General features: G+C 62.6%; 21 protein-coding genes and 1 pseudogene. 2 read left to right on the forward strand and 20 right to left on the reverse strand.

The window, feature by feature from the left end:
* Window positions 1-47: 47 nt before the first annotated feature.
* Complete coding sequence (locus ACFOLC_RS00565) at window positions 48-356, forward strand: hypothetical protein (protein ID WP_386756742.1); 309 nt, start codon at window positions 48-50, stop codon at window positions 354-356.
* Window positions 357-433: 77 nt separating this feature from the next.
* Here the strand turns inward: ACFOLC_RS00565 and ACFOLC_RS00570 are convergent, their stop codons facing one another.
* The 11 genes and pseudogenes from ACFOLC_RS00570 to ACFOLC_RS00620 form a co-directional block, all read right to left on the reverse strand.
* Entirely contained in the window at window positions 434-706 is a 273-nt protein-coding gene (locus ACFOLC_RS00570; protein ID WP_386756743.1) for a hypothetical protein, read from the reverse strand.
* A gap of 46 nt (window positions 707-752) precedes the next feature.
* Complete coding sequence (locus ACFOLC_RS00575) at window positions 753-2984, reverse strand: S8 family peptidase (RefSeq protein ID WP_386756744.1); 2232 nt, start codon at window positions 2982-2984, stop codon at window positions 753-755.
* A gap of 11 nt (window positions 2985-2995) precedes the next feature.
* Window positions 2996-4114 carry an AAA family ATPase gene (locus ACFOLC_RS00580; RefSeq protein ID WP_386756745.1) on the reverse strand — a complete coding sequence of 373 codons (1119 nt, stop codon included), beginning with the start codon at window positions 4112-4114 and terminating at the stop codon, window positions 2996-2998.
* A 722-nt stretch (window positions 4115-4836) separates the two neighbouring features.
* Window positions 4837-5085: pseudogene (locus tag ACFOLC_RS00585) on the reverse strand (transposase); the annotation flags it as partial.
* A 300-nt stretch (window positions 5086-5385) separates the two neighbouring features.
* On the reverse strand, window positions 5386-5922 hold the full coding sequence (locus ACFOLC_RS00590; protein ID WP_386756746.1) for a DUF4136 domain-containing protein: 537 nt from the start codon (window positions 5920-5922) through the stop codon (window positions 5386-5388).
* An 84-nt stretch (window positions 5923-6006) separates the two neighbouring features.
* The gene (locus ACFOLC_RS00595; protein ID WP_386756747.1) at window positions 6007-6369 is read right to left on the reverse strand and encodes a DUF1622 domain-containing protein; all 363 of its coding nucleotides are present in this window, start codon (window positions 6367-6369) and stop codon (window positions 6007-6009) included.
* Between the two features lie 41 nt (window positions 6370-6410).
* The gene (locus ACFOLC_RS00600; RefSeq protein WP_386756748.1) at window positions 6411-7337 is read right to left on the reverse strand and encodes a formylglycine-generating enzyme family protein; all 927 of its coding nucleotides are present in this window, start codon (window positions 7335-7337) and stop codon (window positions 6411-6413) included.
* 45 nt (window positions 7338-7382) lie between these two features.
* The gene (locus ACFOLC_RS00605) at window positions 7383-8300 is read right to left on the reverse strand and encodes an HAD family hydrolase (RefSeq protein WP_386756749.1); all 918 of its coding nucleotides are present in this window, start codon (window positions 8298-8300) and stop codon (window positions 7383-7385) included.
* 81 nt (window positions 8301-8381) lie between these two features.
* Entirely contained in the window at window positions 8382-9965 is a 1584-nt protein-coding gene (locus tag ACFOLC_RS00610; protein WP_386756750.1) for an arylsulfatase, read from the reverse strand.
* Window positions 9966-10085: 120 nt separating this feature from the next.
* A complete protein-coding gene (locus tag ACFOLC_RS00615) occupies window positions 10086-10817 on the reverse strand; it encodes a YidH family protein (protein WP_386757905.1) in 732 nt (243 codons plus the stop codon).
* A 15-nt stretch (window positions 10818-10832) separates the two neighbouring features.
* Entirely contained in the window at window positions 10833-11264 is a 432-nt protein-coding gene (locus tag ACFOLC_RS00620; protein ID WP_386756751.1) for a hypothetical protein, read from the reverse strand.
* A gap of 257 nt (window positions 11265-11521) precedes the next feature.
* On the opposite strand from ACFOLC_RS00620, the gene ACFOLC_RS00625 reads away from it, so the two are divergent.
* Window positions 11522-12664 carry an HAD family hydrolase gene (locus ACFOLC_RS00625; RefSeq protein WP_386756752.1) on the forward strand — a complete coding sequence of 381 codons (1143 nt, stop codon included), beginning with the start codon at window positions 11522-11524 and terminating at the stop codon, window positions 12662-12664.
* A gap of 24 nt (window positions 12665-12688) precedes the next feature.
* Here ACFOLC_RS00625 and ACFOLC_RS00630 read toward each other — a convergent pair whose 3' ends face one another.
* The 9 genes from ACFOLC_RS00630 to ald form a co-directional block, all read right to left on the reverse strand.
* Window positions 12689-14008 carry an acetate kinase gene (locus ACFOLC_RS00630; protein ID WP_386756753.1) on the reverse strand — a complete coding sequence of 440 codons (1320 nt, stop codon included), beginning with the start codon at window positions 14006-14008 and terminating at the stop codon, window positions 12689-12691.
* A gap of 55 nt (window positions 14009-14063) precedes the next feature.
* Window positions 14064-14585, reverse strand: a complete 522-nt coding sequence (locus ACFOLC_RS00635) for a PASTA domain-containing protein (RefSeq protein ID WP_386756755.1) — start codon at window positions 14583-14585, stop codon at window positions 14064-14066.
* 13 nt (window positions 14586-14598) lie between these two features.
* The gene (locus ACFOLC_RS00640; protein ID WP_386756756.1) at window positions 14599-15300 is read right to left on the reverse strand and encodes a C39 family peptidase; all 702 of its coding nucleotides are present in this window, start codon (window positions 15298-15300) and stop codon (window positions 14599-14601) included.
* Complete coding sequence (locus ACFOLC_RS00645) at window positions 15297-15719, reverse strand: hypothetical protein (RefSeq protein WP_386756757.1); 423 nt, start codon at window positions 15717-15719, stop codon at window positions 15297-15299. Before ACFOLC_RS00645 ends, ACFOLC_RS00640 begins: the two co-directional genes overlap by 4 nt.
* 134 nt (window positions 15720-15853) lie before the next feature.
* Window positions 15854-16819 (reverse strand): hypothetical protein, encoded by a 966-nt coding sequence (locus tag ACFOLC_RS00650; RefSeq protein WP_386756758.1) that lies wholly within the window; start codon window positions 16817-16819, stop codon window positions 15854-15856.
* Between the two features lie 427 nt (window positions 16820-17246).
* A complete protein-coding gene (locus ACFOLC_RS00655) occupies window positions 17247-18614 on the reverse strand; it encodes a replication-associated recombination protein A (protein WP_386756759.1) in 1368 nt (455 codons plus the stop codon).
* A gap of 90 nt (window positions 18615-18704) precedes the next feature.
* On the reverse strand, window positions 18705-19325 hold the full coding sequence (gene lolA, locus ACFOLC_RS00660) for an outer membrane lipoprotein chaperone LolA (RefSeq protein WP_386756760.1): 621 nt from the start codon (window positions 19323-19325) through the stop codon (window positions 18705-18707).
* 106 nt (window positions 19326-19431) lie between these two features.
* Window positions 19432-21777, reverse strand: a complete 2346-nt coding sequence (locus ACFOLC_RS00665) for a DNA translocase FtsK (protein WP_386756761.1) — start codon at window positions 21775-21777, stop codon at window positions 19432-19434.
* Between the two features lie 271 nt (window positions 21778-22048).
* Window positions 22049-23131, reverse strand: a complete 1083-nt coding sequence (gene ald, locus ACFOLC_RS00670) for an alanine dehydrogenase (protein ID WP_386756762.1) — start codon at window positions 23129-23131, stop codon at window positions 22049-22051.
* Window positions 23132-23263 lie beyond the last annotated feature (132 nt).

Here is a 23263-nt window from a genome sequence, read left to right on the forward strand (position 1 = left end):
TCTCGCGACGGCAGTTTCCCCGGCCCTAGCCTTGAGGAGAACGTGCGGTGGTAGATATTGACGATCGATTTGGAATGCCGGAAAGCGCGTTTCGTGCGGCACGGGAATCCCATGGCGTCAACAACCCTACGATCCGATTGGGAATGTACGTGCCAACCCGGCGAGAAGTTGCGGAATCGCCTGCAGACAACCTCTACGAAGTTCTCATCGATTGGATGTGGGAGTCGCCATCAGAGCTTATCCCTAGCAACGAACAGATAGCTGAGTTGAAATCGATCTTATTGGCACGACCGGATGCTCAGGATAACGCGGTGCTGAAGCTGGTCGCGGAGTGTGATGACTACCTTTCTGTCTAGCGATCGAAACGGATAACGATTCGTACCGGTTCAGCGCGAAAACTTCCGATATCGACCGCCCTATCGGGCACCGCACCTCAGCCCCAATAGCGCGCTTTCTGTCGTTCCAGCTCGACCTGACTATGTTCGATCCAGGCGGCGACCGCCGCATCATCAGTCAGGCGTACTGCGTTTCTTTCCAAGCTGATGGCGAACAAGTCTTGACGTACTTGTTCAATCAACGCCACGTCGGGAACGGCTTTAGCTTCTTCCTCCCCGATCCGCGCCGAGCACTGTGCAATGCGGGTATTGCACAGTTCACACGCAACTTCGAAATTCAGAACCTGTTCGTTGGTGTAGATTTCTGACATGTAATGCCTCCCAAGGATCGCGTCGCTCACAATTGCGTGCGGATTCTCAACGACCCGTACCGACACGCACAGGAAGCGTAATTTGCGGTTGAATTGGGATGAGAATTTGAGGGTACGCCCGCAAAATTTCGTTGTAGAGATCCGGATGTCGTTTGGCTTCGACGGTGATCACAAGGGCGTATGGGATCTTGTCCGGTCGATGGGGCTTTCCTGCACCTTCGCGGGCGTTGTAATGCACATCAAATACAGGCGCGGATAAAGACGATCCGAGCATCCCCTTATCGCCATGAAGCACAGTCTCCCACTTGCCCATGTCCTGTCGTCGGTCCTGCTCGGTAGCGTAAGTCTTCATGTCGAAAAATCCACGGGTGTCGGCGTTTTGCTTCCCGGCCTTTTGACGAGATGAGTTCGGGCGGAAGACTACTTCGAGACCTGCGCGCGTGTAAGCAGCAGCATCTTGTGGATCGACCGGGCAGGCATAACAAAATGTCGCCTTGATTCGCACCTTCCCTTTCAGCCCTGCCCCTGGCAAGGGCAATTCGGCCCGAAGAAACTTTCCGGGCTTCAACTCGCCTTGGTACACGACACGAGCAACACCCTCCGGGCATGTGATCAGTTCCATTACGTCTTCTGGCACCTTGCCCCAACCAACATCGAACTTGCCGTAGGTCTTCGCTTGCGCGCCGTGCACTAGCAGTGCCTTGATCGCCAAGGGTGATAGCTCGCTTCCCAAGATAGCCCGAACCCCCACAGCAGACCTCAAGGCATACGGAGCGGCGAAGCTCGTACCGCGCTCTGGAATAAGCGATGGCTTGAGCCCGGGTGCCAAGGCGTGAAAGTACTCGCTGGGATCACCGCCGAAGGCGACGAGATCGGGCTTCACAACGCCAGGACTCCGACCCGGACCGATCGCACTGTAAGGAGCCCTGCACCATGTATCCCCTACTGAACTGGTGGCACCGATCGCCAAGGCATTCACGCAATCAGATGGCACTTGGACGCGGGAATTTCCGCTTGCCGCGTCGCGTTCTCCGTTGTTGCCAGCGGCAACCGTCATGAACGTGTTCCCGTCGCTCAACAGTTCGTCGATGACCGAAGTCCATGCGTGCACGTCGTTGTCTTCGATCGGCAGGTCTGGCCCGAGGCTCAGGTTTACGAAGTTGTACTGCCGAGAAAGGAGAACCTGCTCAACGAAGCCAAGCGTGCGGTACAACTCAAGTGGATGCTCGGTGGCGCTATCGCTGTCCAGGACCCTCAGATGATCTACAAAGGAAAAGGGCCGAGGTGCTTCGTCATTTGGCGAGATTGGCCCAAACAGGAAAGCTGAGGTCACAGCGAGTCCATGTCCAATTCCATCTGCGTCATCTGCAGCCGAATCATCCAGTTTTTTGTAAGCCCGCAGCCAAGGCCCGATGGTGTGCTCGTCAGGCAGGCCACCATCTAGGATTGCCACCTTCGGCTCGGAAGAGAGTGGCTGTGCGTTTGGCAGCCGGCATCCAATGGCTAAACCTGTGGCGCGCACGACGGGGCGCAAACCGCGCAGCTTCGGCATGGGTCTTACGACGCGAACCAAGCTGAATTCTGCAAGTTGATGCACGTTGTCACGTGCTCCTTCAACAGGGACAAACCATAGATTTCCCGCCAAAAAGCTCAAATCTCCATGCACTTTGACCTTGCGCGAGCCCGCAAATTTTTTGAAAGCGTTCTGCACGAACGCTGCGTCTTCATCGCCAAAAAGGTGAACGCCAACCTCGAAAAACCTTGTGGCCGCAGTCTCGTCCTGCCGACGAATCCGGTCGTCCGGCGTCAGCGGACTAAAGATTTCGACATGGGCGAGGTCTAACGCCTCCCTTGTGTTGACCTCTACCGAAGCAGCCCAATCCGGCAAGTGCTTGAAAACGTCCCGCCGGCCAGCGACAAAGAGTTCCAACGTTGATGCAGATTCCGGCGCGCCCTTCCTCGTCCAACGCTCGGGCGTGATGGTTACGTTCCGGCTACCCACTGATTCCAAGCCCGATGCTCGTAGCATCGCCGCAGGGAAGTAGGATTTTGCGATGTAACCCGGATTCATCGTGAGCTTTGCAACCGCGATATCACCCGGGAACGCGGTCTCCGGCAATCGATCGATTGCATCTGCAACTAGCTTGAACTGAGGCGCCAGTCGTCCTCGTGCTTGCTCTAGCGTGTACAACTCAACCTTTTCTCCACCCCGCTTCGGCCCTTTGATGTCATAGGTAAGAAGCTCGCCCCGGCCGATCAAGAAGTTGGTTTCGCTCATGGCAGCTTCCTTTAGCTAGGAGATCCGGTGGTGTGCTTTCGAATGGTGTCTCGACTAACACCCGTGATATCGGATATTGCGTGTTGAGAAAGACCCGAATCCTTGGAAAGCTGCACAGCGAGTGGTATGCGCTTGGAGCGTTCGATGGAAGTCATGCGCCCTCTCAAAAAATCCTCAACAAGGGTCTTGTCGTCAGAAGCGCCCAGAGCTAGAGCACGACGAAAACGATGGGCTTCGCGTTCTATGTCGCTGAACGATTCCCCGGCAAATGCCTGAGTCAAGACTTCGGCCCAGCGACCAAAAACCGCGTAGTCCGGGCCCAGATAGAGACGAAGCGCTTCGCGCACAGCGTCCTGCTCAGGCATACCGAACTTGACGATCAGGTCGAAACGACGCCATAGGGCCGGATCAATGAGTTCAGGATGATTGGTTGCGCCGAGCAGCAGGCCATCAGGTGGCCACTCATCGACTTCCTGCAAGATCACTGTGACCAATCGCTTCAACTCACCAATATCCGCGTCATCACTTCTACGTTTGGCAACCGCATCGATTTCATCGAGGAGAAGGACACAGGGAGTACTCTTCGCAAAGTCGAGTGCCGCCCGCAAATTGGTGCCGCTGCGGCCCAAAAGGCTACTCATTACCGCCGTGAGATCGAGCACGAACAGCGGTACGTTGAGTTGGGATGCGAGCCATCGCGCGGTCAGCGTTTTACCCACCCCGGGCTCACCGACGAACATTGCCGATCGAGTCGGGCGCAGACCAAGTGCAATTAACTTGCCAGCCTGCTTCCGTTCTTGAACGAGCTGGCCGAGTAGCTCCTCAAGATCCGAGGACAGCAGTGGTTGCACCCTACCCGGCTCGTCTCGGAACGCCTTCAATAGGGATAAGCGAGATTCGTCATCGACGGGCACAGCATGCGAACTATCCTTAGGTGCGGCAGACTTGCGCAGCACGCTATTCGATCTGGAAGGCCTTGATCTGAGGTACATATCAAGCTGCTCAGCCAGCTCCGGATTTGTCACCCTGTACTTGCGAACCAAGCGCGCCACATAGAGGCGTACGTCGTCGATCTGCTCGGCTATAGCCAACCGCACGATCTGGACTAAATTTTGCTCTAGCTCGTTCATTTCGCCCGCAATTATTTTAACTTATTGATTTATATGTATAATTTATCCAGTCATGCTGGACTAGTTTAGTCTCGCATGTTCGCGCCTGGGAAGGAAGGGGTTTTTGAATGCAGTGATAGACGGTGGCGATTGCGTCCGGAATGGGGCCGGGAGAGCAAGTACGAGATGCCCAGCGTGCGTAGGTCAGCCCGCGTCACGGGAGCGGCTTTGCGCCCGTTCCTAATCTAGAGTTTGGCGCCACAGCCAGCAGCGGCTTTAGAGCCGGTCGCTCGCTCGCGTTTCAGCTGAACAAACGCAACACCACTGAATCCCAAGTGCGGTCGTTCTCAATCTGCTTGTTGCGCCGCCTCTCTGAAACGTCGCAACACAAACGAATAGTTCGTAAACGCAACACGTCTTACGCAAGCGCGAGCTGTGCAGCCTCCATCCAAGGCTTAAATACTACGCAACACAATAAATAACTACCAAGATGCGAAAAAAATGGTACTTATTGAGGTGTTGCGTTGGGGTGACCGCCTAGCTGGTCAGGCAGCTAATTCCCCCCCCCCTAGTCCACCGCCTGATTTCTGGTTTGCCATGAATCAGTCTCCAAAGTCCGTTTTATGAGAGATCACAGAAGTTGTCTTCCTCACGGCTCCACACTCGCAGGATGCGCTGGAACCGTGGCGCCGCATTTCGTTCGAGCTTTTCCTTTGGGGCTGTCCTAGATAAGCATTAGAAGTCAGGAAGAAGTGTTTGCGCGGTACGCCGTTGTACTTGCGCAGCACGCGCTTGGATTGGTTCCAGAAGTTCTCGATCCCGTTGATGTGGTTGCCACGTGTATTCACGAACGTCTTGCTGTGATTGACGCGCCGATGCTTGAAGCCCGACACGTCCAGGATGTTGTAGCTGGCCAGGCTGTCGGTATAGATCACGGAATCGGCCTGCACACGCGTTTTCAGGGCGGTCAGCAGGGTTTGGCTGGTGGCGTCAGCCACCGGCAGGGCGCTCATCGTTCCAGAAGCGATTCAACGGTGGCTTCGACTTCCAGCTCTTCCTCGCTAGTCACTACGGCGACCTGCTCGCGGGAATCCATTGGCGATGCGGCGCGTGATCCATCCGCTCAGCGGATAACGACCTGCCGCTCCCAGGCTTCCGCCCACCATGACCAGTAACAGCTGTTGCCACCACAAATTCATGCCGTGCGATTCTTTGCCCTCTTCAAACGCCCCCTAAAACGCGCAAGGCCAGCAAGACGTGCTTGCTGGCCCTGAGACGTGTGCAGCCGAGCGTTACTTCGCCGGCGCACTGCCCGGCGGGAAGCTGGCGAACATCTTGTCGATGCCGGCCTGTACGGAGGCGTTGACCTTTTCCGGCGAGCTCGGGACGGTGCCGGATGCGGTGCCGCGCCAGACGGCCTGCTTGGTCTTGCTGTCGAACATGTCGACGACCAGGGTGCCGACATCGTAGGTACGCACGGTCGTGGTCGCGCTGCCCATGCCCATGCCGCCGCGCCAACCCCAGCCGCCCCAGGCACCGCCGCTGTAGAAGGTATCCAGCGACTGTTTCTGGCTGGTCGCGACGTGGGCGGCCAGTGAAACGTCACCGTCAGCGGCCTGGGTCCAGCCCTTGGCGCGCAGCTGAGCGTCGATGCCATCGACGATGCGCTGCTGTACCAGAGGCGAGGTGCCTTCCGGCTTGGCCAGCCAGGTGTAGGTGTGGTAGCTGGCGAACTGCGCGGACGGATCAGAATCGGTATGGACGGTGGGCGTGCTGGCGCACGCCACCAACATCGTTGCCATGACGGCTGCCAATGCAAACTGTTTCATTTGCGTATCTCCTTGACGTGCTGCAGTGGGTGCATATAGCGGTGGATATAAGCATGAACCGCGCCGCGCGGGAATGGAATGCCCTTATTCAACCCGCGGCAGTGCAGCCTTCTCACGCTGACGGACTTCTTCGACGTCGCGCTCCAGAAAGTAGTTCAGGAAGGTGCGGATCAAGGCGACTGCCGCAAGTCGCCCGATGCCGTCCCAATCAGGCGTGATCGAAGACTCGACGACGTCGGCCGCCAGTTGGAATGTCAGGCCAGCCACCAGCCAATGCGAGTAGCGCATCCAGACAGCGCGCCGGTCATCGTTGCTGGCATCGCGGTTTACGAGGAGGCGGACAATACCGACCAGCGCCTGCAGCGTTCCGATCACGACCACCAGCAGGGCGATCGCGTCGATGACCACGACGACTGGCTCGGTAATGGCAATCAACCACTGGTTCATCGTGCCCTCCCCCATCGGCTATCCATCAAAGAATGCGGCGCTCAGCCCCGCACGACACACCTGAAACCCAGGTGGCAGGTGGACGTGTCGATGGGTTGCGCCATGCGCGCCGCCGGACGGTACCGCCGGCAATAGTTCGGTGCGCACACGTGCGAGCCCCCTTTCATGACCCGCCGCGGGATGTTCGCCTGCGGGTTGCGTGGATCGAGGCTGTCCTCGCGCGCGCCACCACGGGGATTCTCCAAAGTGCAGCAGGCATGCTGGATGCGGTTGTGCTCCTGGTACCAGTCCGTGGTCCATTCCCAGACGTTGCCGATCATGTCGTACAGGCCGTAGCCGTTCTCGGGAAACGTCCCCACCGGTGCCGTCCAGCGATGGCCGTCCAGGACCTGGTTGTCCCATGGGAATTCGCCTTGCCAGGTATTGGCCATGTAGCGTCCGTCCGGTTCCAGCTCATCGCCCCAGGCGAATTCGCTGCCGTCCGCCCCGCCCTTCGCGGCGAACTCCCATTCGGCTTCGGTCGGCAGTTCCTTGCCTAGCCACTGCGCATACGCCAGCGCGTCCTCGTAGGCGACATGCACGACGGGGTGCTCGTCCATGCCGTCGATCGAGGTATCCAGACCGCGTGGATGGCGCCAGTCGGCGCCGGGGATGTACTGCCACCAGTTGAAGTGGTTACTCAGATCAACCCGACCCGGCGGCGGCACGAACACCACCGATGCCGGCGCCAGCATCGCCGGGTCGGCCCCGGGATAGTCCTCGGGATTGGCCGGCCTTTCGGCCATGGTCACATAGCCCGTCGCCTCGACAAACCTGGCGAAATCGCGGTTGGTCACGGCGTGGCGGTCGATCCAGAACGGGGCGACACTGACCTTGTGCGCCGGCTTCTCTTCCGGGTAGTGGTCGTCCGACCCCATCGTGAAAGTGCCGCCGGGAATACGCATCATGTTGTCCAGCGTCGCGCTCAATGCATCCATCCTGTTGGTGTATTCGCCCATGGTCACACGCGCCGGTCAATCCGGAAACACGCGGTTCCAATCGTTCTTCATGCTGACGATGCGGATGCCGTATTCGTCCGCATGGTCCAAACCATCCTTGAACGGACTCGGCTTGAAGTCGCGATCGTAGGCGAATTCGTGCTCGGCATCGTCGTGGTGCAGCAGCAGCCCCATGCGTGCGCCCGGCCCGGTCAGCGTGTAACGCAGCATCGCCAGGTCGCCGTCGGAATTGCCGAAAGCGAAGATCGGGCGGCGGCCGATGTGCAGGTCGATGTTGACCGGTTTTTCGTCGCGATCGTCGAAGCTGCCCAGGTCCGGCATCTTGCGAATCGCGGATTGGCCGTCGGCGATCTCGAATTTGGCCTTGGTGCTGGAACCGACCACCTGTTCCGGCGGAATCCCGTACAGCTGTTCCGACACCTCGCGCACGAACTCGATGCCGCCGCCGGTGACGATGAAGGTCTTGAAGCCGTTGTCGCGCAGGTACTGCAGCAGCTCGACCTGCGGTTGGTAGGTGTTGCTGGCGAACAGCCGGCCGAGCTTGGGGTGCTTCGCCTGCTGCAACCAGTGGCCGACGGTGGCCTTGAACTCGTCGACGGTCATGCCCGCGTGCACCGCGAACGCCGGCTCGAAGATTTCACGCTTGGAAAGCGTCATCAGCGTCTTCAGGTCGCCGGCCAGCAGCGCCTTGAAGGCCGGTTTGGCCAGCAGCGCCGGGGCGGTGACCGTCAGCCGCTTCAGCTCGTCCAGGGTGAAGAACACCTGCACCTGCAACGGAAATTCACACCACAGCGTGCCGTCGTTGTCGAAGGTGGCGATCCGCTCTGGCGGGGCCACGTAGTCGCTGCCACCGACGTGGGTGACCCGGGTCACGAAGTCGACGATCGCCGCCTTGGTCGCCGTGTTGTTCCAGGAGGGCAGTACTTCAGTCATTGCCATCTTGCTTCCATGGTTTCGTTGCCACGACACGAAAAGCGATGCCGGCGCACATGGCGCCGGCATCGTCGTCCTGACTCAGTCCTTGACCGACATCGCGCTCATCTTCTCCAGCGCGTCATCGATGGTGAAGCTGCCCGGCTTCTGCACGCGCGGGAACTCCACCAGCGTCGCAGCGAACTTGTCGGCCAGGCCGTAGGCCGCGAGCAGGAGGTAGTCGTGGTACAGGAACCACTCGTAGTAGCTGTTCGAGGTGATGTCCGCGTACTCGTACGGATCGGTCCGTAGATTGAACAGCTTCGGCAATCGCAGCGTGGTGAACGGCTCGGCCCAGATCTGCATGGTGCCCCGGCAGCGCTGCTCCATGAAGGTGACCTTCCAGTTGTCGTAGCGCATCGCCAGCACGTCACCGTCATCGCTGAAGTACATGAACAGATTTCGCGGGCTCTCCTTCTGCTTGCCGGTCAGGTAAGGCAGCAGGCTCATGCCATCGATGTGGTTCTTGAAGGTCTTGCCGTTGGCCTTGTAGCCCTTCTTCAGCTTCTCGACGACGTCCGGTGCGCCGGCCATTTCCAGGAAGGTCGGCAGCCAGTCGTGGTGTTGGGTGATGCCGTTGGCGACCGAGCCAGCCGCGATCTTGCCCGGCCAGCGCACCAGCTGCGGAATGCGGAATGCGCCTTCCCAGTTGGTGTCCTTTTCGCTGCGGAACGGCGTGGTGCCGGCATCCGGCCACGAGTTGCGGTGCGGACCGTTGTCGGTGGCGTAGACCACCATCGTGTCCTCGGTGATGCCGAGCTCATCCAGGTAATCGAGCATGTCGCCGACGTTCTTGTCGTGGTCGATCATGGTGTCGTGGTAGGGCGACTGCCAGCGACCGGCCTGGCCGAGGCTCTTCTTCTTGGTGTGGGTGAACATGTGCATGTGGGTGGTGTTCAGCCACACGAAGAACGGCTTGTCGGCCTTGTGCTGGCGACCGATGAAATCCTTGGCCGCTTCGACGAATTCATCGTCGCAGGTCTCCATACGCGCCTTGGTCAGCGGGCCGGTGTCCTTGATCTTCTGCTTGCCGACCTTGCCCCAGCGCTCTTCAACAGTCGGGTCGTCCTTGTCAGTGGCCCAGCAATGCAACACGCCGCGCGGACCGTTGTTCTTGCGGAAGTTGGGGAAGTCCTTCTCCGGGAAGTAGTCGTACATCTCCGGCTCTTCTTCGGCATTGAGGTGGTAGAGATTGCCGAAGAACTCATCGAAGCCGTGCACGGTGGGCAGGTACTTGTTGAGGTCGCCCAGGTGGTTCTTGCCGAACTGGCCGGTGGCGTAGCCCTGCTCTTTCAGCAGCTCGGCGATGGTCACGGTCTCCGCCTGTAGGCCTTCCTTGCCGCCGGGACGGCCGACCTTGGACAGGCCGGTGCGGTAGACGCTCTGGCCGGAAATGAACGACGAACGGCCGGCGGTGCACGATTGCTCACCATAGGAATCGGTGAACAACATGCCTTCCTTGGCGATGCGGTCGATGTTGGGCGTGTGGTAGCCCATCAGGCCCTGGCTGTAACAGCTCAGGTTGCTGATACCGATATCGTCGCCCCAGATCACCAGGATGTTGGGCTGTTTGGCCTTGCCGGTCTTGCCAGCAGCTGCGGGTGAAGCCTTCTTTGCTGTCGCCATTGTGAAACTCCTTTCTCCGTCCAGACTCTTTCAGGGAAATCCGCCACTGCCGCTACACTGCGGGGAAGGGGTGGAACCGGTCATCCGATTACGCAATCAGATGTGATTGTTGCGGCGCCCCTAGCCCAGGGTGCCCAGGTTGAACGCCATGCTGGCGATCGCCAGCAGGCCCAGCAGCCACAGCAGCGTGGCCGTGATCAGCGTCAGCGATACCGGATAGGGGCTTTCGCCGTGAATCAGGCCATCGAGCTTCATCGCCGAGCGTTCGGCGCGCAGGCTCTTCATGAAGCTGAGGTGGTAACCGATGCCGAGTGTCAGCATGACGACGCCAAGCGCCACTAGCGCGATACCGAAATTGCGCGGCGCATGGCTGGTCTCGGCCAGAAGCTTGGAGCTCTGCAGGTGGCCGAAGAACTGGAAGATGGTGAAGCCGAAGCCGATCAGCGACAGCGCCGTGCGCAGGATCGACATCAGCGTGCGGTCGGCGCTCATGCGTGTGCGCTGGAACGACATGCCGGTGCGGCGCATCGCCATCTCGGTGCGCTCGTTCGACAGCGCGGTGCGGTTTTCTGAAAGGCTGGTGCGATGTTCGGACAGATCGGTCCGGTGCGTCGACAAGTCGGTGCGGTACTCCGAAAGCGAGGTCCGGTGTTCGGACAGCCCGGTCCGGTGGTTCGATAGCCCGGTGCGATAGGCCGAGTACTCGGTGGAGGCCTGATCCGCAGCCACGTTTCCGGGATCTGGAATCGGCGGTACCGGCGTGACTTCCAGCCGTGGTGGTCTGGTCGGAAGCGGCGCGGGGGGCTCTTTCAAACGTTCGGGGTGTTCGGGCATCTGCTCGCTTTCCTGCATCACCAACTGGGCTCCTCAACCCGCCTTTTGCTTCCGGCCGAACCACCATGTCGCAATGCGCTTGATCGGACCGCGCAACAGCAAGTACGGCACGAACGCCAGAAGCACCACGATCACCAGCGCTTCGGTTGGATAGAACAGGAAATCCTGTTTTCCTTGCGAATACATCTTGTACTGATAGATCACGTCCATCCCGACCCCGAGCAGCAAGACCCGGGTCACGGCGGTGAACCCCTCGCGGAACGCGGTCAATCGGGCCGTCTTGTCACCATGGACGAGGCGTTGAAAATAGGGCGCGCGCCCGGCCTTCGCATCCTTGATGCCGTCATGCAGGGCCGCGATGAAGGCCATCGTCGGTTGCAAAAAGAAACGGAAAGTCATCGGGCCGTCCGACCGGGCAACGAGGTCAGTCCAGAACCGCTGAAGAATGTCCAGCTCAGTGTCCATGCATCTCCAATGTAAGCGCGTTGGTGCCTTTACACGGCTGGATTACGGTCGATATGGCCCGGAAAACGATGACTTTGCGGTCGCAAGATTACTGGCAAGCGTCAGTCTTCCGGGCATATTTCGCCTTCGTGCAATCGCCGATTTGCGCTTCATCCAACCTGCCGCATGCTGGTGAAGATCATGTGATGGACGCGTGAAATCAACACCGAAATACATACCAATGCAGCGTGCGCGAAAGAGCGGATTCGGCAAAACAAATGCAGCCGTTCGCTTCCGGAACTAGTGATGACGGCTGCGCGTTTCGCCTGTACATTTCCAGCGGCTGCAATCCCTGCATGCGCAGCATTCCATTGCTGCCCCAACGCCTTATGGTTGCCGGCAGGTCTTTGCCAAGGATGATCAAGGAGCTCCATGTGAATCGAATGATTCGCTGCCTGCTGGCAGCGCTGCTGGTGTTTTGTTCGCTGCCGGTATTGGCCGCCGACCCCCTGCCCTCGTGGAAATCCGGTCCCTCGAAAAAGGCCATCGTCGCCTTCATGGACAAGGTGACCACCACCGGGTCGCCCGACTTCGTCGCGGTCAACGAGCGCATCGCCACCTTCGACAACGATGGCACGCTCTGGGCCGAGCAGCCTTTGTACTTTCAGGGCTTCTTTGTCTTCGACCGGATCCGGGTGTTGGCGCCGCAGCACCCGGAATGGCAGACCACCGAGCCGTACAAGTCCGCTCTCACGGGGGACATGAAGGACCTGGCCGCGGCCGGCGAAAAGGGCCTGGCGGAACTCATTGCCGCCACGCACAGCGGCATGACCACGGACGAATTCAACTCGGTCGTGACGCAGTGGGCTGCGACGGCGCGTCACCCCAAGACCAAGAAGCTCTACACCGAGATGGTCTACCAGCCGATGCTGGAACTGCTGGCCTATCTGCGGGCGAACGGTTTCAAGACCTATATCGTCTCCGGCGGCGGCCAGGAGTTCATGCGGCCCTGGACCGAGCGCGTCTACGGCATTCCGCCGGAACAGGTGATCGGCAGCGGCGGTGAGCTCAAGTACGAGCTGCGCGATGGCGTGCCGGTTCTGGTCAAACTGCCGAAGGTGGCACTGGTTGATGACAGTGTTGGCAAGCCGGTAGGCATCCAGCGCTTCATCGGGCGTCGCCCCATCTTCGCGTTCGGTAATTCCGATGGCGACCAGCAGATGCTGGAGTGGACGACGGGCGGCGATGGCCCGCGTTTCGCTGGCCTCGTCCACCACACCGATGGCAAGCGCGAGTGGGCCTACGACCGCAAGTCCAGGATCGGCAAGCTCGACAAGGCCTGGGACGAGGCCACGCAGAAGGGCTGGACGGTGGTCGACATGCGCAAGGAATGGAAGACGATCTACCCACCCGCACGCTGATGCGCAGCCGCGACGTGCCGTTCTTCAGAACGAGATCGGCACCCGCGCGGTGAGCGTCACGTCCGGCGTGTCGCGTGTCACACCGACGCCGAGCGCGACGTTGAGCGATACGCGCTCGTTGAAGCGGTAAGTACCGCCCAGCAGCAAGGTGCCCAGCACCACCCGCACCGATCCGGGCGCGTCTTCACCGTTCTGCTTGGTCTTGCCGACGATGTTCTGGTCGTAGCCCAGGCTGATCGAGGCTTTTTCGTTGAGCGCCAGGCCCATGCCGAGGTTGAAGCCGAGGATGTCGCCGATCTTGACGTCGCCCAGTTCCTCGGTGACACCGCCGAGCACGGTGCGCGAGACGTTGTCGCGCTCGAAATTGTAGACGTAGCTGAAACTGCCGAAGAACACCACCGGGTCGGACGGATACAACCAGGTCACGCCGGGTTGCAGGGCCTCGAAGCCGGTGCCGGTCGGCAACTCCAGCGGCAGGCCGGTGCCGGTGGTGTTGGCCACGCAGCGCGTCACGCAATCGGTCACCACTTCAAACAGGTCCTTGCCGGTGCGGCTCTTGTAACGCAACCAGCCGATCCAGAACGCCTTGTCGGGCCCGCCCTTGTTGATCTGGTAACGCGCGGTCATTTCGACGTCGCCGATGCCATTGCCGTTGGCGTTGAAGACGTTGTCGACGGCGCTGCCGGTGAAGATCTCGCGGCTGACGGTGTCGCCGTTGATGTAGACGTACGGCACCTTGGCTTCCAGCTCGAAACGGTCGCCGAGGCCGTAGCGGCCGGTCAGGGTCGCGATGCCGGTGGTGGTCTTGACCTCGCGCACGTCGATCAGGCCGATCAGGATCGCCGGAATGATGGTGAAACCGACCAGGGCGACGCGGTCGTTGGACAGGTAGCCGAACTGCAGCGACGGCTCGAGGATGAACTGGCCGCGCGGGGTCAGCACGCCGGGCTGGTCGAAGATCTGCGCGACCTCAGGTGGGCGGGAATCCGAAGCCGGCGCCTGCCCCACTGGTTGCTGTTGGGGCTGTGCCTGCTGCGCAAGGTTCTGCACGACCGGCGCGGTGGTCTGCTGTGCCAGCGACGGGATCACGACGCCCGGTGGTGCGCCGGTACCGCGGGTCGCACCCAGGCGCTCTTCGTTCAACACCCGCTGCAGCTCCGCGACATTGCGCTCCTGCTGCGCCAGCGACTGGCGCAGTTCGTCCAGCCGCTGGGTCTGCTGGTTGATTTCCTGCTGCAACGCATCCAGCCGTGGCACGTCGGCGGCGCTGGTTGACTCCTGGGCGCGGGCGATGCCGGCCATGGCCAGCCACAAGCAGGGAACAAGGACCAGGTGGCGGGGCATCGACGGCGTCCTTTTCATGCAGTGTCCTTGGTTGCAAACGCAGACCGGTCGCTTTTCAGGGCGCCCCGATGGCCTGGATCTGTGCGCTGTGCAGGGCCGCCTGCGTGTTCATGTCCTGGAAGGCCCCCAGCGTGTCCACCCCCACGTTCACGGTGGTCAGTGCACGCAGGTCCTGGCCATCGCTGCTGTTCTGGATCACCACGCCGTTGAAGTTGCCGGAAGATTCCACATGGTTGTTGGCACCGACCTGCACGATCAGGCCCTCGTTGAAGCGGGCCAGCTGCTGCGCCTGCTCGCCGGTCATGCGGGCCACATCGGGGATATGCACCCGCGTGGTGGCGACCAGTGCGCCGTTGACGAAGATGGCGCGCTCGATGCCGAACGACAACGCCATGCCCGTGCTGGTCACGAAGCCGCCGCGCAGTTCGTCCAGGCGCGCCGGGTCGATCGCGACCCACTCCGGGCCGAGCTTCGCGCCGGGCCGTTCATCGCCCTGCCCTGCAGCGCCAGACGACCAGATCGAGGCAAGGACCAGCAGCGCACAGGCACTCATCGACGTGGACGTGGACGTAGTCATGGCATCACCTCACTCAGATGTCGCCCGGGCCACGCCGGGGCGTCACGGTGTAGTACAGGCCATCGCGGGCGATTCCCGCATCCAGCGGCGCCGGTGGCGCGGTGCGCCAGTCGCGCGCGAGGTTGAAGTGCGCTTCCTCGCGGCGGTTGTGCACCACGAACAGGACACGGTTGTCCCACAACTTCTCGAAGCGCGAACGTGGCATCGCGCGCGTGCCGCGTGCCGGATCGCCGATCAGCACGCGTCCGTTGTGCAATCCCTTGATGACGACGAAATGGCGGTAACCTCGGTCGTTGAGCAGCACGATCGCCGGCAGTTGCTCCTCGAACAGCTTGTCCAGGGGCAATTCAAAGCCGTCGGCCTCGAACCCACGGGATTCCAGGTAGCCGCGGATGTCGAGCAGCGAGAAGCCTTCCTGGCGGATCTTGCCCTGGTCGCCGTGGGTGTACATCTGCATGAACACTTCGGCCTCGGTGACCGGGATCCCGTACTGATAGGTCAGCAAGGTCGCCGTTGCCGCCGAGCCGCAACTGAAATCGTATTGCTGGGGAACCGTGGTCCGGAACCGCGCTTCTTTCAGGCTGGTCACGCGCACGCCATAGCTGGCGCCGTGCGGTATACGCACGTCGAGCGAAGCCGCCGATGCCAGACCGCCTGCCAACAGCCAAACCAGTGCCAGCAACCATGCCCGGCGACGGGCTCCATCCAGGCTCATGGCACCGGCGGTGCGAACTGCACGTTGACGATCATCGCGTTCTGGATCAGCACGTTCGCCCCGGTGTTCTGGATCGTGGTGACGATGCCGTTGCTGTTGGCAAACGACCCGGCGTTGATCGAGTTGTGGCCGGTGACGACGCGGTCGGCACTGGTGTTGTCGACCTTGCCGTCGACCAGGATGTCGTTGTCGATATCCGTACCGCCGCGCAATCCGGCAAGCCGATCGGAATTGATCGTTTGGCCCATGCCGATGACCTGCACGGGCACGGACGGCGCCGATGCGAGTACGGGTGGTTCCGTGCACTCGGCCAGCCCGGGTACGGGGCCAAAGTCCGAGGCCAGTGCGCTGCCAGTGATCAGCATCCACAGCGCAGTTGAAACAGGCATCACGATGGAACGGTACGGTCGCATGGTCATGCTCCTTCGCCTGCATTCCCGACCGCGCGTGCGGGTCCCCTCACCCTCAGGCGCTCCGCCGAAGCGTGCGGGTCGGCGGAGCGCCTGCTCGCGCGTGACGCGCCGGGAGGTGCCCGACGCGCCATGGGGAGCGCTTATGGACCTACGGTCAGGTTGGCCTGCACGGTGACACCCTGCTGGATCAGCGAGGCGAAACCGCTGTTCTGCGCGGCGACCATGATGCCGGCGGCCGACTGTCCGACACTGGACATGGTGCTGGACATGTTGAAGGTGCCTGCATCATTGGTCACCGAGCCACCGGCACCACCGGCACCGCCGGTACCACCGCTGCCGGCGCCGCCGGTTGCCGCACCGCCCGTGCCGCCCGATCCGGCACCACCGGCACCGGCGTTGGACGCGACCGAGCCGCCGGAGCCTGCCGTCGATGCACTGGAGCCACCGGTTCCGGTTGCAGCGCCGGCCGTCGAGGTGCCACCGGCACCCGCACCGCCTGCACCACCGGTACCGCCCGTGGCATTGCCAGCACCGCGTTCGCGGGCATTGGCGCGGCCGCCGTCGCCGCCGTCGCCGCCGCCTGCTGCGGATGCGCTGGCTGCAACCGCCCAGCCGCCGTCACCGCTGGCGTCGCCGCCATTGGCACCGCGTGCGCGGGCATCGCCGCCGTCGCCGCCGTCGCCGCCATAGCCCTTGCCGCCATAGGCCTTGCCGCCGTCGCCGCCGTAACCCTTGCCGCCGTCGCCACCGTTGGCATCGCCCCAGTTCTTGGCGACATTGCCAATGTCATGGATGCGGATGTCGCTGACGGTGCCATTGAGCTCGGTCTTGGCGACGATATAGCTCGAGGTCTTGCTGAAGCTGCTGGAGTCGGTGTAGGTATTGGTGGCGGTGCCACCGTTGTTCGCTGCGGCGGAACCGTCATCAGCGCGAGCGCGGCCGCGGTTGTCGCGGTTGTCGCCGGTGCTGTTGTCGGAGTTGTCGAGGGCGACCAGGACGTCGTCCCCGGCATTGCCGTCACCGTTGGTCTGTTGTGCCCAAGCCTGGCTACCGAATCCGAGGCCGATGAGCACTGCCGTTGCCATCAAGCTGGTACGAATGCGCATTGTGGTTCTCCTTTACGTCGGTTTGACACCTAGGGAGGAAGGCATCGGATAACGACGCATAGAGCTACACGCATGGCCGGTGCCAGCCCTGGTTCATCTGCGCTAATGCCTTGATCGGCGACGGGATTCTTGCTGAACGTAAACGCGGCGCTGAACGGCCAGCGGATATCGCCGCCGGTCGGCCGCCTCGATGTTTCAAGTACGCAACGTGGTGGTGTCGTTCGCTTGCCAGGTCGATGCTCGTGCTGCATGGCAAGCCATTGATCCACCTACCCGATCAGGTCGGGCCGGGCAGTTCAGATCAATGTTGCACAAAAGATACGTCCGCTATTGCAGCGCGCTTGCAGCGACGGCAATCCTGATTTACGCCAAGCAGTTGGGCGAATCACATGAAGTGACTCTGGCGTTGCGTCAAGGCAACGGCTGTTCAGCCGTCCTTGCCGTCGGTGGTGCGGCGCGCGGCGTCCCGGGCTGCACGCAGACGATCAAGCTTCTCCTTCAGCTTGATTTCCAGGCCCCGCTCCACCGGCTGGTAGTACACGCGCTCGCCCATCGCGTCGGGGAACCCGGTCTGGTCAAGCGCGATCCCTCCTTCGGCATCGTGGTCGTACTGATAGCCCTTGGAGTAGCCGAGCTGCTTCATCAGTTTGGTCGGCGCATTGCGCAGGTGCAGCGGCACCTCCTGCGTACCGTGCTCGCGCACGTCCTGCCTGGCGGTGTTATAGGCGACGTAGGCGGCATTCGATTTGGCGGTGCTGGCCAGGTAGATCACCAACTGCGCGAATGCGAGTTCGCCTTCCGGGCTGCCGAGCCGGTCGTACGTGCCCCAGGCCTCCAGCGCCATCTGCAGCGCACGCGGGTCGGCCAGGCCGATGTCCTCGACCGCCATGCGCGTCAATCGCCGCGCCAGGTAGGCCGGATCACAACCGCCGTCGAGCATCCTCGTCAGCCAGTAGAGCGCGGCATCCGGATTGGAGCTGCGCACGGATTTGTGCAGCGCCGAGATCTGGTCGTAGAACTGCTCGCCGCCCTTGTCGAAACGGCGGGTGCGGTCGGCCAGCACCTGCGCCAGCGTCGCAGCCGTGATCTGTCCGCCCTCGCCTTCGGCCAGTTCGGCAGCGATTTCGAGCAGGGTCAGGCCACGGCGCACATCACCGTCGGCGGCGCGGGAGATCTGCTCCAGTGCTTCGTCGCCGACCTGCAAGCCGCGACCACCGAGGCCGCGCTCCTCGTCCCCGAGCGCATGCAACAAGGCCAGGCGGATATCCTCGGCCGAGACCGCCTCCATCACGTGCACGCGGCAGCGCGACAGCAGCGCCGAGTTCAGTTCAAAGGACGGGTTCTCGGTGGTGGCGCCGACAAACACGATGGTGCCGCGCTCGATGTGCGGCAGGAACGCGTCCTGCTGCGTCTTGTTGAAGCGATGCACCTCGTCGACGAACAGCACGGTGCGCCGGCCCTCGGCGAAACGGTGCGCCGCCTCGGCCAGCACCTGCCGCACCTCCGGCAAACCGGAGAGCACCGCCGAGATGGCGCGGAATTCCGCCTGGGAGTAATGCGCCAGCAGCAGGGCCAACGTGGTCTTGCCGCACCCGGGCGGGCCCCACAGGATCATCGAATGAACCCGGCCGGATTCGACCGCGCGACGCAGCGCCGACCCCGGCGCGAGCAGGCGGCGTTGCCCGACCATCTCGTCCAGCGTGCGTGGCCGAATGCGCTCGGCCAATGGCCGCAACGGGTCGCGGTCCACGCTGAGCAGGTCGTTCTCGGGCACGGCGTTGCGGGATTTGCTCACGGGCCGATTCTAACGTGCAGCCCGTCGCAGTCGCTGCGACCTCAGAACGCCGATCATCGAAGCGGGTCAGCGTACTACCGCGTGTGCGGTTCAGCCCTCGCCAATGACATCCACGCCCTTGGGCGCAGCGTATTTGAAGGTGCCCGCCGGGAAAGCCGGGTTGCGCTTCCAGCCGCTGAAGATGATCTCGGTGCGCTGGCCCAGTGCGTCGACGACCTGCATCCGTGCCAGCCCGCTCGCGTCGAAACCGAGCCGGGCGGACTGGAAGTTCGCCTCGGCGTCGTTCTTCGGCGCCATGGCCAACCATTGCAGACCGTCGGCGGCACCGGCGTCCTTGACCACGAATTGCGCGTCAAGCTTGCCCGGATCGATCAACGCCGCGAGCGGGCTGTTCTGCTCCTCGACGCCCTGCGGCCGCACCGTGACCTGCTGCAGGTCGGGGTCGTACACCCAGACCTTCTTGCCATCGGCGACGATCAGTTGCGGGTACGGCTTGAGGTACTCCCAGCGGAACAGGCGTGGCGCCGACAGGGCGACGTTGCCGTTCGAGCTTTCCTTCAACTTGCCGCTGGGGTCGAACACCTTCTGCGTGAACTGGCCGTCGAGCCCTTTCAGACCCCGGGTGAAGGCGTTGAGTTCGTCGCGTGCACCGGCATAAGCCGTCGTCGCAAACAGCACAGCCAGCAAGCCGATCGATCGAATGACACGCATTGAAGAACTCCGGAAAACCGTTGGCGGCGAGTGTGCCGCGTCTTTGCTGAATACGTACGAAGCGCCCCGCTCGCCCGCGCGACTGACGGATCGATCGGGCCGTTACTTACTTGGGCGGCGGCGGTGCCAGCACGCTGCGGTCGCCGTTGTGCTCCGGCGGCGTGACGATGCCGGCCGCCTCCATTGCTTCGATCAGGCGCGCGGCGCGGTTGTAGCCGATCTTGAGGCGACGCTGCACGCCGGAGATCGAGGCACGGCGGGTCTCGGTGACGATGCGCACGGCCTCGTCGTACAGCGGGTCGGACTCGTCGCCTCCCCCGCCGCCGCTTTCCGGCAGGCCGGTCGCGCCGACCACGGTGCCGTCGCCCATGGTCTGCACTTCGTCCAGTACGCCCTCGACGTAGTCCGGGCCGCCACCGACCTGCTTGAGGTGTTCGACCACGCGATGCACTTCCTCGTCGGAGACGAAGGCGCCGTGCACGCGCTCGGGCATCGCGGTGCCCGGTGGTAGGTACAGCATGTCACCGTGGCCGAGCAGCGTTTCCGCACCGGATTGATCAAGAATCGTGCGCGAGTCGATCTTGCTCGACACCTGGAACGCGATGCGGGTCGGGATATTGGCCTTGATCAAACCGGTGATCACGTCCACCGACGGCCGCTGGGTGGCGAGGATCAGGTGGATGCCGGCGGCGCGTGCCTTCTGCGCCAGGCGCGCAATGAGTTCCTCGACCTTCTTGCCGACGATCATCATCATGTCGGCGAATTCGTCGATGAAGATGACGATGAAGGGCAGCGTTTCCAGCGGCCGCGGCGCCTCACCCAGCTCGCCGTTGGGCTTGAACAGCGGGTCCATCATCGGCTGGCCAGCCTCGATGGCGTCCTTCACTTTCTTGTTGAAGCCGGCGAGGTTGCGCACGCCCACCGCCGACATCACCTTGTAGCGCCGCTCCATCTCGGCCACGCACCAACGCAGGCCGTTAGCGGCCTCCTTCATGTCGGTGACGACCGGCGCCAGCAGGTGCGGGATGCCCTGATAGACCGAGAGCTCCAGCATCTTCGGATCGATCATCAGCATCCGCAGGTCCTTGGCGGAGGCCTTGTACAGCAGCGACAGCACCATCGCGTTGACCGCGACCGACTTGCCCGAACCGGTGGTGCCGGCGACCAGCAGGTGCGGCATGCGCGCAAGATCGGCCACGGTCGGTCGGCCGGCGATGTCCTTGCCCAAGGCCAGCGTCAGCGGGCTGGTGGACTTGTCGTACTCCTTCGAACGCAGCAGCTCGGACAGGAAGATCATCTCGCGGCTGGTGTTCGGGGTTTCCAGGCCGATCACCGACTTGCCCGGGATCACGTCGACCACGCGCACCGACTTGACCGACAGGCCGCGGGCGATGTCCTTGTCGAGCGAGCTGATCTGGCTGACCTTGACGCCCGGCGCCGGCTGCACCTCGAAGCGGGTGATGACCGGTCCCGGATAGGCGCCGACGACTTCGGCGTCGATGCGGAAATCCTTGAGCTTGAACTCGATCTGCCGCGACAGCGTCTCCAGCGTCTCCTCGCTGTAGCCCTTGGGCTGCGGCTTGGGGTCGTCGAGCAGCGCCAGCGGCGGGATGCCGCTGCCGTCGCTGGTGTGGAACAGCGGGATCTGCGTTTCGCGCTTGGCGCGGTCGCTCTTCTCCACCACCGGTGCCGGCGGCGGTTCGATCTTGACTGGCGCACGCTTGGCGCGCAGCTCGCTGTCGAACTTGCGCGCTTCCTCGCGCTCCTCACGGAACGCGCGGGTCTGCTGCCATTCGGTGGCCTGCTGGCTGCCGCGGCGGAACAGCTGGCTCAGCGTCGGCCCGAGCGAGAGCACCCATTGCCCGATCCGGTCCATGACCGAGAACCAGGACAGGCCCGTGGCCAGCGTCACCGACACCAGCAGCAAGGCGAGCAGGAACAGGTTGCCGCCAACCGGACCGAAGCCGCTGTAGAGCGATTTGCCGACCAGCTGGCCGAGAATGCCGCCGCTGCGTGCCGAGAAATCGGCGGCCGGGCCGATGCGCAGCTCCAGCAGGCCCGTGGCCGAGACCAGGAAGCCGACGATGCCGACCAGGCGCAAGGCCGGCCCCAGATCGGCGGCGCCATCGCCGTCCACGTCCATGCCGAACAAGGCGATCCAGGCGACCGCACCGAGCATGATCGGCAGCAGGAACGCCACGTAGCCGCACAGGTACAAGAGCACGTCGGCCGTCCAGGCGCCGACGCGCCCGCCGACGTTGTGCAGCGGCGCGGTGACACTGCCCGAGTGCGACCAGCCCGGATCGGTCGGTGAGAACGTGATCAGGCTGGCCAGCAGATAAAGCAACAGGGGCGCGATCAGGATCAGCGCGATGTCGCGCATGAGGCGCTGTCGCCGCGGCGACGGCGGGAGCTTCTCGGCTTTCGCCTTCCTGCGGCTGGCTGTGGACACTTGCGCCACCGTGATGTTCTGCCTCAGCTAGGCTGCGTTAGTTGTTGAATATACGACAAAAGAGGCCGAAGCGGGCCTCTGGACACCGTCATTCCGCGAAGGCCGGGATCCAGGGACTTTGCTTTCAACGGGTTACCGCCCGAGGACTCCTGCCTTCGTGGGAAGGACGAAGAAAACCCATGGCCATCAGGTTACGGCACTTCAGCAACGAAACGGGGAGCGCCGGTTCCCCGACCCTCCCCGTTTCTTGACCCGGTTCGCGCCTTCGCTGTTACAGCTTCATGTCCTGCAGCGCGGGATGCACCAGTTTGCCGCCCTCGACGTTGATGCCGCGCACCAGCGCCTGGTTGTCGCGCCAGCTGTTGCCCGGCGTGTCGCCCGAGGCCAGCTTGTTGACCCACGGCAGGATCGCCGCGCAGATCGCCTGCGAGCTGGTCTGCGGCACGGCGCCGGGCATGTTGGTCACGCAGAAGTGGGTCACGCCCTCTTCAACGTAGGTCGGTTCCTTCCAGGTGGTCGGGCGCGAAGTCTCGAAGCAGCCGCCCTGGTCGATCGAGATATCAACCACCACGCTGCCGTCCTGCATGCCCTTGAGCATCTCGCGGGTCAGCACGTGCGGCGCACGCGCGCCGGTCACCAGCACCGCGCCGACCACCAGGTCGGCCGAGGCGACTTCACGGGCGACCACGTCGGCATACGGGTACAGCGCGGTCACGTTGTTGCCCAGGCGCATCATTTCTTCCATGCGGTCCTGGCGCATTTCGAACACCACGACATTCGAGCCGCCGGCCGCGGCCAGCTGTGCCGAGGCACTGCCGGCCTTGCCCGCGCCGAACACCACCACCTTGCCGCGCTCGGTCGACGGCAGGCCGCCGAGCAGCTTGCCCTTGCCGCCTTCCGGCTGGTGCAGCAGATGGGTGCCGACCTGCACCGCGATCTTGCCGGCGATGACCGACATCGGCGCCAGCAGCGGCAGGTCGCCGTTGGGCAGCTCGACGGTCTCGAAGGCAACACCGGTCAGGCCGATGTCGAGCAGTTGCTTGGTCAGTTCCGGCTCGGCCGCCAGGTGCAGGTAGCAGAACAGCAGGTGGTCCTTGCGCAGCAGCGCCAGGTCGCCGGCGATCGGCTCCTTGACCTTCACGATCAACTCGCCCTTCTCGTACAACGCCGCCGCATCCGGCGCGATCTTCACGCCGAGCTGGGCGTACTGCTCGTCCTTGAAGCCCGACTTGATGCCGGCATCCTTCTCGATCCAGACCTCATGGCCGCGCTTGACCAGGTCGCCGGCCGCGGCCGGAACGAGCGCGACGCGCCCTTCGAGAGTCTTGGTTTCCTTGGGAACGCCGATCCGCATGTCTCTACCTTTGCTCGTTGAAAAACCGCGCGGGCTTGCGCGGCTCGTATGGGGGAAGTCCTGACGAAAAAAACGCCGCATCCGCGGCGCGTCCTGCCTATTGTCGTCCGTCGCGATGGATGCCTCACGGCG

The organism is Lysobacter cavernae (assembly GCF_042648505.1).
Lineage (GTDB): Bacteria > Pseudomonadota > Gammaproteobacteria > Xanthomonadales > Xanthomonadaceae > Lysobacter_L > Lysobacter_L cavernae.